The 14,967-nt window shown below is 36.0% G+C and carries 14 protein-coding genes; 8 read left to right on the top strand and 6 right to left on the bottom strand.

What is annotated here, in order from left to right; all coding sequences use genetic code 11:
- The first annotated feature begins 141 nt into the window (after nucleotides 1-141).
- Nucleotides 142-951, top strand: a complete 810-nt coding sequence (locus RVS70_RS08420) for an inositol monophosphatase family protein (protein ID WP_026680763.1) — start codon at nucleotides 142-144, stop codon at nucleotides 949-951.
- 10 nt (nucleotides 952-961) lie between these two features.
- Here the strand turns inward: RVS70_RS08420 and RVS70_RS08415 are convergent, their stop codons facing one another.
- Nucleotides 962-1,132: a DUF5325 family protein gene (locus RVS70_RS08415; protein WP_161629269.1), complete on the bottom strand. Its 171-nt coding sequence runs from the start codon at nucleotides 1,130-1,132 to the stop codon at nucleotides 962-964.
- Nucleotides 1,133-1,298: 166 nt separating this feature from the next.
- Here RVS70_RS08415 and RVS70_RS08410 point away from each other — a divergent pair, with 166 nt between their 5' ends.
- Nucleotides 1,299-1,610: a YlaH-like family protein gene (locus RVS70_RS08410; protein ID WP_321132852.1), complete on the top strand. Its 312-nt coding sequence runs from the start codon at nucleotides 1,299-1,301 to the stop codon at nucleotides 1,608-1,610.
- On the opposite strand, the gene RVS70_RS08405 is transcribed toward RVS70_RS08410, so the two are convergent.
- Both RVS70_RS08405 and RVS70_RS08400 read right to left on the bottom strand, forming a co-directional pair.
- Nucleotides 1,562-3,304, bottom strand: a complete 1,743-nt coding sequence (locus tag RVS70_RS08405) for an IS1182 family transposase (protein ID WP_321132851.1) — start codon at nucleotides 3,302-3,304, stop codon at nucleotides 1,562-1,564. The genes RVS70_RS08410 and RVS70_RS08405 overlap by 49 nt on opposite strands.
- Before the next feature lie 441 nt (nucleotides 3,305-3,745).
- Nucleotides 3,746-3,949 (bottom strand): YlaI family protein, encoded by a 204-nt coding sequence (locus tag RVS70_RS08400; protein WP_026680765.1) that lies wholly within the window; start codon nucleotides 3,947-3,949, stop codon nucleotides 3,746-3,748.
- A 180-nt stretch (nucleotides 3,950-4,129) separates the two neighbouring features.
- On the opposite strand from RVS70_RS08400, the gene RVS70_RS08395 reads away from it, so the two are divergent.
- Nucleotides 4,130-4,417, top strand: coding sequence for a hypothetical protein (locus RVS70_RS08395; RefSeq protein WP_026680766.1), 288 nt, complete (start codon nucleotides 4,130-4,132; stop codon nucleotides 4,415-4,417).
- Nucleotides 4,418-4,454: 37 nt separating this feature from the next.
- On the opposite strand, the gene RVS70_RS08390 is transcribed toward RVS70_RS08395, so the two are convergent.
- Together RVS70_RS08390 and RVS70_RS08385 are read right to left on the bottom strand one after the other, a co-directional pair.
- Nucleotides 4,455-5,054: a YhcN/YlaJ family sporulation lipoprotein gene (locus RVS70_RS08390; RefSeq protein ID WP_026680767.1), complete on the bottom strand. Its 600-nt coding sequence runs from the start codon at nucleotides 5,052-5,054 to the stop codon at nucleotides 4,455-4,457.
- A 485-nt stretch (nucleotides 5,055-5,539) separates the two neighbouring features.
- Nucleotides 5,540-6,028 carry a hypothetical protein gene (locus RVS70_RS08385; protein ID WP_026680768.1) on the bottom strand — a complete coding sequence of 163 codons (489 nt, stop codon included), beginning with the start codon at nucleotides 6,026-6,028 and terminating at the stop codon, nucleotides 5,540-5,542.
- 160 nt (nucleotides 6,029-6,188) lie between these two features.
- On the opposite strand from RVS70_RS08385, the gene RVS70_RS08380 reads away from it, so the two are divergent.
- From RVS70_RS08380 to pyc, 3 genes are all read left to right on the top strand, one after another.
- Nucleotides 6,189-6,470, top strand: coding sequence for a YlaN family protein (locus tag RVS70_RS08380; protein WP_026680769.1), 282 nt, complete (start codon nucleotides 6,189-6,191; stop codon nucleotides 6,468-6,470).
- Between the two features lie 199 nt (nucleotides 6,471-6,669).
- Nucleotides 6,670-7,854 carry a putative lipid II flippase FtsW gene (gene ftsW, locus RVS70_RS08375; protein ID WP_026680770.1) on the top strand — a complete coding sequence of 395 codons (1,185 nt, stop codon included), beginning with the start codon at nucleotides 6,670-6,672 and terminating at the stop codon, nucleotides 7,852-7,854.
- Entirely contained in the window at nucleotides 7,830-11,276 is a 3,447-nt protein-coding gene (gene pyc, locus RVS70_RS08370; protein ID WP_205388501.1) for a pyruvate carboxylase, read from the top strand. The genes ftsW and pyc overlap by 25 nt, the downstream gene beginning before the upstream one ends.
- Nucleotides 11,277-11,439: 163 nt before the next feature.
- Here the strand turns inward: pyc and RVS70_RS08365 are convergent, their stop codons facing one another.
- The gene (locus RVS70_RS08365; protein ID WP_026680772.1) at nucleotides 11,440-12,387 is read right to left on the bottom strand and encodes a COX15/CtaA family protein; all 948 of its coding nucleotides are present in this window, start codon (nucleotides 12,385-12,387) and stop codon (nucleotides 11,440-11,442) included.
- A gap of 480 nt (nucleotides 12,388-12,867) precedes the next feature.
- Here RVS70_RS08365 and cyoE point away from each other — a divergent pair, with 480 nt between their 5' ends.
- Nucleotides 12,868-13,812 carry a heme o synthase gene (gene cyoE, locus RVS70_RS08360; RefSeq protein ID WP_026680773.1) on the top strand — a complete coding sequence of 315 codons (945 nt, stop codon included), beginning with the start codon at nucleotides 12,868-12,870 and terminating at the stop codon, nucleotides 13,810-13,812.
- Nucleotides 13,813-13,873: 61 nt separating this feature from the next.
- The gene (gene coxB, locus RVS70_RS08355) at nucleotides 13,874-14,926 is read left to right on the top strand and encodes a cytochrome c oxidase subunit II (RefSeq protein ID WP_121605039.1); all 1,053 of its coding nucleotides are present in this window, start codon (nucleotides 13,874-13,876) and stop codon (nucleotides 14,924-14,926) included.
- Nucleotides 14,927-14,967 lie beyond the last annotated feature (41 nt).

Here is a 14,967-nt window from a genome sequence, read left to right as displayed (position 1 = left end):
CCAGTCACTACATTTCTAATTTGGCGCTTGCGCTTTTTTCTTACTAACTAGAAATGATTATAGCTAAGGTAGTGAAACCGATGACTCGCATCAAGAGTTCTGATACTATAGTATTATATAGAAAACATTGGAGGAATACATATGGATGAAGTGTATCGTGAAGAAGTATACCATCAAGCGGTAGAATGGGTACTTGAAGCTGGAAGGACAATTAGAAATCATATGAACGATCCATTAACTATTGATACAAAATCCAATGCAAATGATTTAGTCACGACAATGGACAAAGATACAGAAGCTTTCTTTGCTTCCCGGATAAAGAAAAAATATCCAGAACATTTTATATTAAGTGAAGAGGGTTTTGGTGATGAGATAAGAACAATGGATGGAACGGTTTGGATCATCGATCCAATTGATGGAACAATGAATTTTGTTCATCAAAAGAGAAATTTTGCTATATCAATTGGAATTTATCATGACAACATCGGTGAGATTGGGCTTATTTACAATGTGATGGATGATATATTGTATAGTGCACAACGAGGAAAAGGGGCTTATAAAGGCGAGACGAGACTTCCTTTATTAAATCAAGACGTCCGTTTTAATGAGGCGATCATCGGATTAAACCATTTTTGGTTGTGTAAGAATCGTCTAGTCGATGAAACTATCATGCAACAGCTCGTTCGGGATATAAGAGGCACGAGAACTTATGGTTCCGCAGCGTTGGAATTTGCATACGTAGCTGAAGGCATTTTAGATGGCTACTTAACGCTTAGTCTTTCACCGTGGGATATTGCGGCAGGAATGGTTATTGTTAATGAAGTAGGTGGAGTAACTTCAACGATTGATGGGGATAAAATAAATATGTTAGATAAGAACTCTGTCTTCACCTGTAACCCACAAATACAACAGAACATTCTTGAAGATTACGTACGTAAAGCGAGGAAGTGACTTTTTAAAGTCACTTCCTCTTTTTCTTTAAGCTTATACCAAATCCCATAAAAGCAAATCCCAATAATATAAACAAAATCACTAACCATATATTACGGTAGGCTATCGATATGCTGACGCCAACAAACATTAAAATAACGAGTAATGCTAATAAGAGCATTGGAAAATTTATATTTTTCATGTCCACACCTCTTTTATCTCAAAATCTAGTATATCGGAAATCGATTATTTGATCAAAGGGTTTTATATAAGTATGTAACCATATATTAGGCTGGCGAACATGCTAAATATTTAGTATGATAATAAAAGGATTTTAAATTGCTATACATAAGTAGTGGGGGATACATATGAACTCGAATTTCAGTCTAGTATTTGATTTTGTTCTCGAGCAAGTTGGAACGGAATATTTGTTTGAAGGATTATATATTTTAAATCTTATCTTTAGTATTATTGCATTTAAGCTGGGGTTTGCTAGAAAGCTTCCGATGATTAAAACGATTGTGGTATATATCATGTTGGCAATTGGTGTATTTGTACTTACGATTTTCAGTAGTGTTATGCAAATGCCAATTACAGAGAGTTTAGTTATTATTTCACTCGTGTTAGGTATTTATCGATTACGACTACATAAGGAAAGAACCAGAAAACGCAACGAATAAAGAGAATGAGACAACAGAATTAAGAAACAATAAAAAGGGGCTGGGACATAACTAGCCCTTATGAAGTTAAAAAAGATTCCAGTTATCAAAAAATGATAGCTGGAATCTTTTTTGTTATAATTTAGGCTTGTATTTTGCCTGAAGGCGGTGTACTTTCTTAAATTCACCGCCATAAAGGCGAATCCTAATTCATTTTCCACTTTCGATTTGCCTCTCACTGACATACGAGTGAAACGCAAATTAGCCTTCAAAAATCCGAAGACAGGTTCTACATCTATTTTACGTTTTCCATAGATTTCTCCCTTTTCTTCTTTTGAAAGCTGCTCTCTTATATATGCTTTTTGCTGTTCCCAATGGGCATTATAGAAAATCTTACGATTTCCTTTTGCTTTGGTACAATGAACGCGTAATGGACATCCCGAACAATCTTCACATTCATAGACACGAAAGGTTCGTTTAAATCCGGCTTTATCTGTTCGATTCGATAGATATTGAAAAGGTACCTTCTTTCCGTTTGGGCAAGTAAAGAAGTCGCTGTCTGAATCATAGTCCCAGTTTGACACATAAAAAGGATTTTCTTTATATTTCTTTTTCTTTTCCATCCGATAGGAATTATACGTAATGAGTGGAGTTCTATTTCGATGTAATACCTCACTATAATTTTGTTCACTACCATAACCGGCGTCAGCGACAATATACTTGGGTAACTTGAAGTACCTTTCTTCAATATTCTTGAGGAAAGGAATAAACGTGCGAGTATCCGTAGGATTTGGAAATACATCATAAGCTAATGTGTACTGGCCTTCGGTCGCAATTTGTACATTATAACCCGCCTTAAGTTGGCCATTTTTCATATAGTCATCTTTCATTCTCATAAAAGTGGCATCATGATCCGTCTTAGAATAACTATTGCGGTTGCCAAAGATCTCCATATCATTTTGATATTTCTGTTTACGAATTACATAGTCTTGGAATTGTTTACGGTATTGCTTGGGTTCTTTTCGCATAGAACGGAGTTGTTTGCGATCTTTTGCTTTTTCACTTTCCTCGATTTCTTGATCGTATTTCTTCACTTTTTCATCTAGTTTTTTTACTACTTCATTGAGTTCTTCCGTTGAAATTTCATCAGAACTTTCTCTTTCTATTTCGGGGATAATTTCTTTTTCCAGTAGCTCCTCATACATTTGATTCGACTTCTCTACTAAATCGGAGCTGTATTTTTCAATGGATTTTTTCCATACAAAAGTGAACTTATTGGCATTCGCTTCTAATTTCGTGCCGTCAATAAAAATGGCCTCTTCTTCAATTGCCTTCTCTTCAACAAGTTGACAGCGAAATAGGACAAAACATTGGCGTAGTAACTCTTTTACTTCGGGATGAACACGGAATCGATTGATGGTACGATAGCTCGGCTCATACCCCTGTGCTAACCACATCATCCGTACACTATCTTTAAGTAAGCCTTCTATTTTTCTGCCAGAAAAAACAGATTGGGTATAGGCACATAAGATAATCTTCATCATCATTCGAGGATGGTATGCAGGACAACCTGTTTCGCGCAAAAATCCCACAAATGATTCTTCTGGGATATGTTCTACAATATGGTTCACTGCATAGGCGATATCATTTTCTTGTAATTTCATTTCAAAATCTAAAGGCAAAACGACTTGATTCATGGTATAATGTTTAAACATAAGGGATACCTCCGGTCTGTTTGGGTGTGATTACTTTAACTTTACCAGAAGGTATCCCTTTTGCGTACATAAATCTCTAAAAAAGTGGTACTCACCAAATTATTGGCGAGTACCACTTTTTATTTTACTGGGTTTTGTCCCAGCCCCTTTTTTGATAGTCTAGGAATTATAAAATGTGCCCATGTGGGTGGATAAATATTGGCGTGTTGAGTCGCGTAAAGTGCAAGCACCGAGAAACGAGGCGATTTCACAAATCGCCTTAATCTAATTCATTCATCGGCTCGAAAGGCTCACCGTGATTTCTTTATCTCCGTTGACTTGCTCCAGTCGCTACGTTTCTAATCGGACACTTGCGCTCTAAAATATACGAGACTCCTGCGGGGTAACATGATTATTGTATTTTGCGTAAAAAGCTGTTTTTTTATCCCCGCTCTTTATGACTTAAATAAAATCGTCAGATGCTTTTTTTTCTGTATATAAACGAAATTTTCCGGTAGCATGACGTTGTTTCGTTTTGTGCTCAATTCGTTCATAACATAATTGGCAAAGGTACATATGGATTCGCCTGTTTCTTAATCGTTTCGCTTCAAAGGAATGATCATCAATACTTTCTATATTGTCGCAAATTGTACATTTAACTTGCATAATTTCACCTCAACGTAAAAAAATAGGCTTAAGATTATTGTCGACAATATCATCATTATTTGTCATCATAATCTAATCTTAGTGTAACACAATGTGGACCTGAAAAAGAAGTATGTCATGTTTGATGATTGGTGGAATAGGGTAAATACCTCATAAATAAGTAAAAGAAAGGGCGATTTGATGAAGAAAGGATATTTGTATTCTGCTGGTGCAGCTGGTGTGATTGGCGCAACAATGGCAGGATATTTTTTAAAGAATAAAGATAATCGGCAAAAAGTAAAAGACAAAATAACAAATTATCAAAATGGAATACGTACTACTTTTGAAGATGCTGGTGTACCGGATCAATCAGAAAACCAGGATCTAGCACAATTAGAAAACGCTAAAATGGTTTCAGAAGGCTCTCAATTTGGAGTTCAATACTATACAGAGCATAAAGATAATAATGCCATTGAGCATCAACAATAAGGATAAAGAGTTTCCGTAATAGTCGGAAACTCTTTTATTATTCATTATTATGATGATTAGATTGTTCTTCTTCTGTATCTTCTAGCTTTTGTTTTTCGTCCTCGGGTATTACTTCTTTATTTTGATCCGGTTCCTGAGGTCTGTCATCGCTGATTGGAAAATCTGGCATATACCTTCCTACAATTGCAGCAAGTTCATCTACAACGCCATGGACTGGGTGTCCTTGTCTAATTTTATTTGCCATTCCTCTAATTCTTTCTGTCATATCCGCATCCGCTACAACAACCGCTGTTTTTCCATAAGGATCATGATAAAGAGCTTCTAACACACTATATTTTATCGTGCCTACTCTCGATCGATCGAGGTCTTTATCTACATCAATCCCTACAACTGCATAGGGGCCAGCTACAACAGATGTCGCGTCTTCAACGTTAGGAACGTCACTTGCAATATTTGCAAGGTGATCTGCGATTTCTGTATTTGTAAGGTTTTTTTGTTCGTGAGGGTCCGAATTCTTTACCTGAATCATTTGATTGTCTTTCTCTTCATTCGATAATGGCTCTTCTTGACTTTGCTGCTGACATGCTGCCAATATAAATATATTAGCAAGTAATATTAAACCTATTCGCCATCTCATTAGAAATTCCTCCATCCATAATAAAAACGATTACTGTTATTTTGGATGAAATAATATAAATTATACAAAACGGTAAGATATTGAGGGTTATTTACGAAAACTATGATAAAGATAGTATTAGAAAAAATTACTTCGGCAAAGAACAAAAGCGCAAACGCCCGAATAGAAACGTAGTAACTGGAGCGAGTCAACGAAGATAAAGGATTACGGTGTGCTTGTGAGCCGATGATGACTTAGATTAGGGCGATTCATGAAGTCGCCTCGTTTCTGAAGGCTGGTGCTGGACGCGGCTCAACACGCCAAGATTTATTCACATGGGAAAATTTATAATTTCCCTGCTTATAAAAAAAAGGTTGTCGCAACAATGTGCACAACCTTCAAAATCATTCGGTAACTTTTTAATAAAGTTTTTCATCACTGCTTTCCCATTATTTCTTTCCGTTGTTCTATGGTCAAATAGAAAGAAGAAGATGTCTAAGTTAGTGTTACTTTATTTTTATAGCAGTAATATGTTTAATAGGATTATCCTTGTTGGAACCGTCTTGATAATATAAATGAACCGGTCCGTCTTCTTTAAGAGGTTTTCCATCCCGAGCGAATAGAAAATAACTATGGTATAAATCATCAATGGAAATAGGGATTTCTTTACTATCAGTAACTAAAATTGCACCCGATGCATCCTTGCTAATTTCTGCATTATCAAGAAAATGACCTATTGGCATCACGTAAGAGCTTTCCAAGATTTTTTCGCGCTCGTATTTTTTAATACTTCTATTTACGGGTGGTTTTATATTTTGTTGATAGACCTCTTGGCTCCATCTTTGAGAAGCACGTTCTAATTCGTCTTGATCATTGGTATCAACTGGTTTTTCTGTAAAAGCTTTCTCTAGTTCTATTTTTCTGTCATCGAATATCCACACTGTTGGATCTAATGTAATGGGATACGCTACTTTCCCGTTTATTGGTACGATCATATTTATCACCTCTTAAAAGTTGTCCTTCTTAAGGATAGCAGACCTATACTAATTTTTCACTTCTAAGATTATGATTTTCTTTAATTTTATTTGCATTTTATTGATGCTAACGATAATATAATATAGAGAAGGAAGCTTATTTTTGGAGGGGATAGATTTGATTCATGAGGTGACAGTAAATCATCGCGAAAAAGCCCATGCCCTTCTTAAGGCTGATGCTGACAAAATTTTGCGACTAATAGAAGTTCAAATAGATAACCTAACAATGCCACAATGTCCTTTATACGAAGAAGTTCTCGATACACAAATGTTTGGGCTTTCCAGGGAAATTGATTTTGCTGTTCGTTTGAACTTAATCAGCGAAGATGAAGGTAAAGCACTCCTTGAAAATTTGGAGAGGCAGTTAAATATTCTGCATGAAGCAGCGCAGAAATCCGTGTGATAGTAACGTCACGAGATTAGTTGCGGGTTGAACGAAGATGCAAAAACTTTGCCTACAAACTAAAACGGCAAGGTTTTTTTGTTTAAACACAATGTAAATAGGTAAGTGAGTAGCTTCATACCCTGCGATAAGACATAATAAATATAGAATTTATAGAAAACAATACCGCTTGTAATACATAAAAGTAGGGAGAAGGAAAATGGTACAGAAATTAAAAAATTATGATTTTACTTTAATGATTACCCCAATCCTCTTAGCTGCATTTGGATTAGTAATGATTTATAGTGCGAGTATGGTATTCGCAGTAGTAAATGAGTATAAACCTACGCATTATTTGGGCTTACAATCTGTTAGATTTGCAATGGGATTAGGAGCATTTATAGTTTGCTGTATTTTCCCTTATAAGTATTACCAAAAATTAATAAAACCAATCATATTAGGTATCATTTTATTATTAATAGCTGTGTTATTGTTTGGTTCAAATGTAAACAATGCTCAGTCATGGATATTTGGAATACAGCCTGCTGAGTTTGCTAAACTTGCACTAATTATGTACCTAGCTTCTGTTTATTCGAAAAAACAAGAATATATTGATCAGTTTAGTAAAGGAGTACTTCCACCGCTTATACTAACAGGCATAATTTTAGGCTTAGTCGTCCTTCAGCCTGATATTGGAACAGCATCAATTATCTTTTTGATTGCATGTTCCGTAATTTTTAGTTCAGGAATTCGATTAAAACACTTGCTGATATTAATAGGTATTGGTGTTGCATTATTATTATTTGCAATACCATATATGATAACAGACGAAAGGCTTTCCCGTTTTACAGGAGCATATCAGCCCTTTCAAACACCCGATTCTCATGGCTATCAATTAATTCAGTCCTATCTGGCGATAGGTAATGGTGGTATTTTGGGAGAAGGGCTCGGGCAAAGTGTTCAAAAGCTCGGCTATTTAACCGAGGCTCATACTGATTTTATTATGGCAATTGTTGCTGAAGAGCTTGGTTTTTTAGGGGTGGTTATCGTTATAGGAATGTTAGCCATTATTGTTTTACGCGGAATTTTTATCTCGCGAAAAACAAAAGACAGCTTTGGAGCATTATTAGCTATAGGTATATCGTCAATGGTAGGTTTGCAGGCTATTATTAATTTAGGAGCAATTAGTGGTTTACTTCCTATCACAGGAGTTCCACTTCCGTTTGTAAGCTATGGTGGTTCGTCTCTATTGGTATTAATGATATCGATGGGGGTTTTAAATAATATAGCAATGCAAGTAAAGAAGAGAGAACAAGAACCAGCAACCGAACAACAGAATAATGATAGTAAAGTACTTTATACTAATCGAGGAGGAAAAACATGGAAGAACAACTTAAGCAGATAAACAAAATATTAGTTGCAAACCGAGGAGAGATAGCAATACGTGTTTTTCGGGCTTGTACTGAATTAAACATCCGGACAGTTGCTATTTATTCTAAGGAGGATTCTAGCTCTTACCATCGGTATAAAGCGGATGAAGCGTATCTTATCGGTGAAGGAAAGAAGCCAATTGAGGCTTACCTTGATATTGAAGGCATTATTAAGCTCGCAAAAAAAGTTGGTGTGGATGCGATTCACCCTGGGTATGGTTTTCTTTCGGAGAATATTTTATTTGCGAAACGTTGTGAAGAAGAAGGAATCATTTTTATTGGTCCCACAAGTAAGCATCTCGATATGTTTGGGGATAAGGTAAAAGCACGAACACAAGCGATTAATGCAGGAATTCCTATTATACCAGGAAGCGATGGGCCAGTTACTTCTTTAGAAGAAGTAGAAGAATTCACTACGCAGCATGGCTTTCCAATTATAATAAAGGCATCACTTGGTGGTGGCGGTCGAGGTATGCGCATCGTACGCAGTGAACAAGGACTTGCAGAAGCGTATGACCGTGCGAAATCTGAAGCAAGGGCTGCTTTCGGAAATGATGAGATCTATGTTGAAAAATTAATTGAGAATCCAAAGCATATTGAGGTGCAAATAATTGGTGACCATGCTGGTAATACAATTCACCTGTTTGAAAGAGATTGCTCTGTCCAGCGAAGACACCAAAAGGTAGTAGAAGTAGCACCTAGTACATCATTGCCTGACAAATTACGGATGGAAATATGTAGTGCAGCAGTACACCTAATGGACAATGTTCAATATGTTAATGCTGGAACAGTAGAATTTCTTGTAACAGAAAATGAATTTTACTTTATAGAAGTAAATCCACGTGTTCAAGTAGAGCATACGATAACTGAAATGATTACGGGTGTGGATATTGTTCAGACACAAATTAAGGTAGCTGAAGGAAGAAACTTACATGATACTTCTATTGGCATACCGGAACAAGATAAATTGGTTACAAATGGTTTTGCTATTCAATCTCGGGTAACTACAGAAGATCCCTTAAATAATTTTATGCCTGACACAGGAAGAATCATGGCATATCGAACTGGTGGGGGATTTGGAGTTCGATTAGATGCAGGTAATGGGTTTCAAGGAGCAGTCATCTCACCTCATTACGACTCACTCTTAGTAAAGGTATCTACTTGGGCACTAACATTTGAGCAAGCTGTACAAAAAATGGTCAGAAACTTAAAAGAATTCCGGATACGTGGAATTAAAACAAATATTCCTTTTTTAGAAAATGTCATCTTACATGAGAATTTTCTTTCAGGTGTTTATAATACGACCTTTATCGACCAAACACCGGAGCTATTCGTTTTTCCGAAACGAAAGGACCGAGGTACAAAGATGTTAACCTATATTGGTCATACGACTATTAATGGGTTAGATGCATCAGGGAAGAAGGCAAAACCATCTTTTTCAAAATTACAAATTCCTAAATTTGACTCAGCAGAGAAAATCCCTGATGGCACAAAACAAATTCTTGATCAGCAAGGACCTGAAGGACTTGCAAATTGGTTGAAAGAGCAAAAGGAAGTCTTATTAACTGATACGACATTCCGTGATGCCCATCAATCTTTATTAGCAACGAGGGTTAGAACAAAGGATTTGTATCAAATTGCTGAGCCGACAGCACGATTATTACCAAATTTATTCTCCGTAGAAATGTGGGGTGGAGCGACCTTTGATGTTGCTTATCGTTTCCTAAAAGAAGATCCATGGGAACGTCTGTTAAAGCTTCGAGAAAAAATGCCAAACGTACTTTTTCAAATGTTGCTACGTGCAAGTAACGCGGTAGGGTATAAAAATTATCCAGATAATTTAATTAAAGAATTTGTTGAAAAAAGTGCTACTGCAGGAATAGATGTTTTCCGAATTTTTGATAGCTTGAATTGGGTTGAAGGAATGCAATTAGCAATCGAGTCCGTTCGCGAAAATAACAAAATTGCTGAAGCCACAATGTGTTACACTGGAGATATATTAGATATTGGCCGTTCTAAATATGACATAGAATATTATAAAAAACTTGCTAAATCATTAGAGGATTCTGGTGCCCACATACTAGGTATTAAAGATATGGCTGGATTATTAAAACCGGAAGCAGCATATCAATTGATTTCAACCTTAAAAGAGACTGTTGATTTACCAATTCATTTGCACACGCATGATACAAGTGGAAATGGAATTTATTTATACGCTCGAGCAATAGATGCAGGTGTTGATGTTGTAGACGTTGCTGCTGGGCCAATGGCTGGGTTAACATCACAGCCAAGCGCACAAACACTATATCATGCGTTAGAATCCCATTCGAGACAGCCAAAGGTAAATGTTTCTGCTTATGAAAAACTTTCGCATTATTGGGAAGGGATTCGAGACTATTATCGTGACTTTGAAAGTGGTATGAAATCACCGCATACAGAAATATATATGCATGAAATGCCTGGTGGACAATATAGTAATCTAAAACAGCAAGCCAAGGCAGTCGGTTTAGAAGACAGATGGAATGAAGTAAAAGCAATGTTTAGGCAAGTAAATGATATGTTTGGCGATATTATTAAGGTAACTCCTTCCTCAAAAGTTATTGGTGACATGACATTATTCATGGTACAAAATAATTTAACAGAAGATGATATTTATGAACGAGGGGAATCTATCGACTTCCCTGATTCGGTAATAGAATTTGCTCAAGGCTATATTGGACAACCATATCAAGGGTTTCCTCAAGAATTGCAACGCATTATTCTAAAGGGTAAGGAACCAATTAAGGTACGTCCAGGCGAACTACTAGATCCGATCGATTTTACCCAATTAAAAGAAACGTTATTTAAGACACTAGATCGTCAGGTTACTAGTTTTGATTTGATATCACATGCATTATATCCAAAGGTATTTATGGATTACAATAAATTCTACGATACATATGGAGATATGTCGGTTTTAGATACACCAACTTTCTTCTATGGTATGAATCTAGGTGAAGAGATAGAAGTAGAAATCGAACAAGGAAAGACGCTAATTGTAAAGCTTGTATCGATATCTGAAGCAAGGGCAGATGGTACTAGGGTTATCTATTTTGAGTTAAATGGACAAACACGTGAAATTGTCGTTAAGGATGAAAATATCCAGTCAGAATTAGAAATAAAGCCAAAGGCGGATAAAGGAAATGATAAGCATATCGGAGCAACAATGCCTGGTACGGTTATTAAGGTTTTAAGAAATGTTGGTGAAAAAGTAGATAAAGGTGATCATATTTTAATAACCGAAGCTATGAAAATGGAAACAACTGTTCAAGCACCTTTTACAGGTACAATTAAGAATATATACGTTAGTGACGCCGATACGATCGAAGTAGGAGATTTGCTCATCGAATTTGATTAAATGGGATACCACTTGATTAATAGGGTGTTGGTCAGCGCTACTTGACGTAGCTTGTTACTATGTGAATAGCTGTGCCAAAAGTGTACCTGAAATAAAAAATCTCAAGGAAAAAAATTTCCTTGAGATTTTTTTATGCAAATAATTGACATAAACAGTTTCCATATTAAGTTGATGAAATATTGGGCTTATCTTGCGTTTGCTTTTCATACTTGCCACTTCTTGTTGCTAGCAAAACAAAATAGCTCAGCATGCCAAAATAAAGAGAAATTACGAGTGCATGTAAAAGTGCCGTACCTAGATGGAGTCGAGTAAAGATTATCATTGCTCCAAAGAATACTTGTAAGGAGATAAATGATAATGTTATGATCCAACCCCAATACATAATATGGTTGGAACGATAATTTTTAATCATTTGTATAAAAGCTATTACTGTCCATATAAATAATATTGCCGCAGCTAATCGATGTCCCATTTGAATCCATTGAGGTATAGTATATTCTGAGAAAGCAAATGGAGCATTATTATTACAGAATGGCCATCCACCACACACCAGATTAGATTCAGTATGGCGCACAAGGGCGCCAGTATAAACAACCAACATAGTGTATATCGTTAATGCATATATTTCGATACGATGAAACCTCTTAATAAATAGAGATTTAGCATCGAATTTTTTGTCAACCTCAAAAACGAGAAGCATAAGCAAAAAGACGGAAGCAAAGGAAATTAGCGAAATGCCAAAGTGTGCAGCTAATACAAAGTCAGATTGCCCCCATTTCACTGCTGCAGCCCCAATAAGTGCTTGAAGAATTAAAAAAAATAATGAAAGAAATGACAAGAACTTCACTTCACGAATATGGCCAATATGTCTCCAAGCTAATACTGCCAAGCCCAATACTGCAAAACCAACAATACCTGTGACCATACGGTGACTTAATTCAATTATTAACTCTGGTGTAATCGTAGTTGGTATTATTTCTCCTTCACATAATGGCCAACTATCTCCACATCCGTCAGCTGATCCTGTTTTCGTTACAAGTGCACCACCTAATAAAACGAACATCATACCAATGGTTGCCACGACAGATAACCACTTTAAGATTTTGATCATTAGTAAATCCTCACTTTATGTAATTTAAAAAATAGTATGTTTACAAATCCGATAGATTTATCATAATATTAATACCTGAGAAAAAGCAATGGTTTGCCTCAAAAATGGATTGTGTTGACACACAATTGTAATAGTATCATGTTTTGTTTTTCTTTTCACTATAGAAAATATAAAAAACGCTTGCATTGTTGTCTGTTGTTTGCTAGAAATAGTGTAGGGGAGTTTGATATACTTACCATCATTACGCGAAAATAACTACCATCCTACATAGCCAATTCTTTATTGTTTTAAAATGATTCACAAAATCGTCACAAAAACATGAGTGAATTACAGTAAAATAATTACTAGGTAGTTATTAGATTGTAAAACAATTCCATGATACAATTAATTTTTGGGGATACTTTGTTTTTATTGGATTTTCCACTAAAGTATACCTTGTCTCATTATGCCTTTTGGTAGGCGCTTGAAGGGGGGATATGAATGGATAAAGCAGAGACACCTACATCAACGGTTGTAAGCAATGCTGGTGTTTCCGACGATAAACGTTCCAACACGTTACTTGCAGATATTAAGTCATTGATCAAAGTTGGAATCATTAATTCCAATTTAATCACTGTATTTGCAGGTTTCTGGTTAGCGCTATATTTTACCGGATCTTCTTTTACAGATTATATTGGAACATTTATATTAACAATGGTAGGAAGTGCACTAGTGATTGCCGGAGGGTGTATGTTAAATAATTGGTACGATGCTGATATTGATCCAATTATGACAAGAACGAAATTACGCCCAACCGTAACCGGAACCATTTCACTTCAAGCTGTTCTTACACTTGGTATCGTTACCACATTAATAGGATTTGGACTACTCCTGTTTACAACTATTGAAGCGGTATTATTTGCGTTTATTGGTTGGTTTGTATACGTTGTTCTCTATACGATGTGGTCTAAAAGAAAGTATACGCTGAATACAGCAATTGGTAGTTTTTCTGGGGCAGCACCACCTTTAATTGGCTGGGCGGCAGTAGAACCGAATTTTCATATTGTTCCATTTATTCTGTTTTTAATTATGTTTATTTGGCAGACTCCACATTTTCTTGCATTAGCAATGAGAAAAAGTAAAGAATATAAAGCAGCAGGTATACCAATGCTACCAGTAGTACATGGTTTTGAATTCACGAAACGTCAAATTGTAATTTACATTGCATGTTTATTACCATTACCGTTTTACCTAGCTTCGTTGGGAACAACGTTCATGGTTATTGCTACTTTACTTAATGTTGGATGGCTAGCAATTGGTATCAGTGGATTCTTTATGAAAAATGATCTGAAATGGGCAAACATCATTTTTATTTATTCATTGAATTATTTAACTATCTTATTTTTAATGATGGTTCTAGTAACATGGAACTCTCCATTTAGTTAATTCGTCCTTAATTTAATTTATATATAAGGAGCATCAAGAAAAGAAAGAGAGGTATGGATACATGAAAGGTTGGATGGGAAAATTCAAATCTGTATTCCTTTTAAGTTTACTTGCACTTGTCCTTGCTGGGTGTGGGAAAGAAAACTTAACTGCCCTTGTACCAAAAGGGTATGGAGCAGAGTCTTCCATGAATTTAATTATTCTATCATCAATTATTATGTTATTTGTGTTTGTTATCGTATTTTTGGTTTATGTAATTACACTTGTCCGTTTTCGCAAAAAGAAGGGACAGGAAAATTTCATACCAAAGCAAGTAGAGGGCAACAAAACCTTGGAAACAGTATGGACAGTTATTCCAATTATTTTAGTGCTTGTGCTTGCAGTACCAACCGTTGCTGCTACATTTGATTTGGCAGATACATCCAAATCAAAAGATGGTATCAACATTGATGTTACTGGTAATCAATACTGGTGGCACTTTAGTTATGCTGGTGAAGAAATTCAAACAAGTCAGGATTTATACATTCCAACAGGAGAAAAAGTATATCTAAATATGCAATCATCAGATGTAATCCATTCATTATGGGTACCAAGTATCTCTGGTAAGATGGATGTTAACCCTGAAAATGTCAACACCATGTATATTGAAGCAAAAGAAGAAGGGGTTTACTGGGGCAAATGTGCAGAGCTATGCGGACCTTCACATTCCTTGATGGATTTTAAAGTTATTGCTGTTAGTCCAGAAGAATATGATCAATGGGTTGAAGACATGCAAGGTGTTGATCCAGAAGCGCAGCCTCAAGATGCAGTGGCTCAAGATGGTAAGGCAGCATTTGAGGAAAATAACTGTATGAGCTGTCACGCTATTGGTTCTTCGCCAAATGCGGTAGGTCCAAACTTAACCAACTTTGGTGATCGCTCTAGAATAGCTGGTATTTTGGAACCAACAAAAGAGAAGTTAGTTAATTGGATTATGGATCCTGAATCCATAAAACCAGGGAACAAAATGACGAATAATTACCCTGAACTATCTAAAGAAGAAGCAAGTAATATCGCAGAGTATTTGCTGCAATTGCAGCCATCTGAGATAACTCCAGAGAGTGCAGGAAACTAATTAAACTAAAGGGTGGAAGAAGTAAAAGGGAGGTTTAAAAT

The organism is Virgibacillus sp. M23 (assembly GCF_034190895.1).
In the GTDB taxonomy this organism is placed as follows: domain Bacteria; phylum Bacillota; class Bacilli; order Bacillales; family Amphibacillaceae; genus Virgibacillus; species Virgibacillus salarius.
Note: the sequence above shows the minus strand (reverse complement) of the source record. Positions and strands in the feature narration are given on the sequence as shown.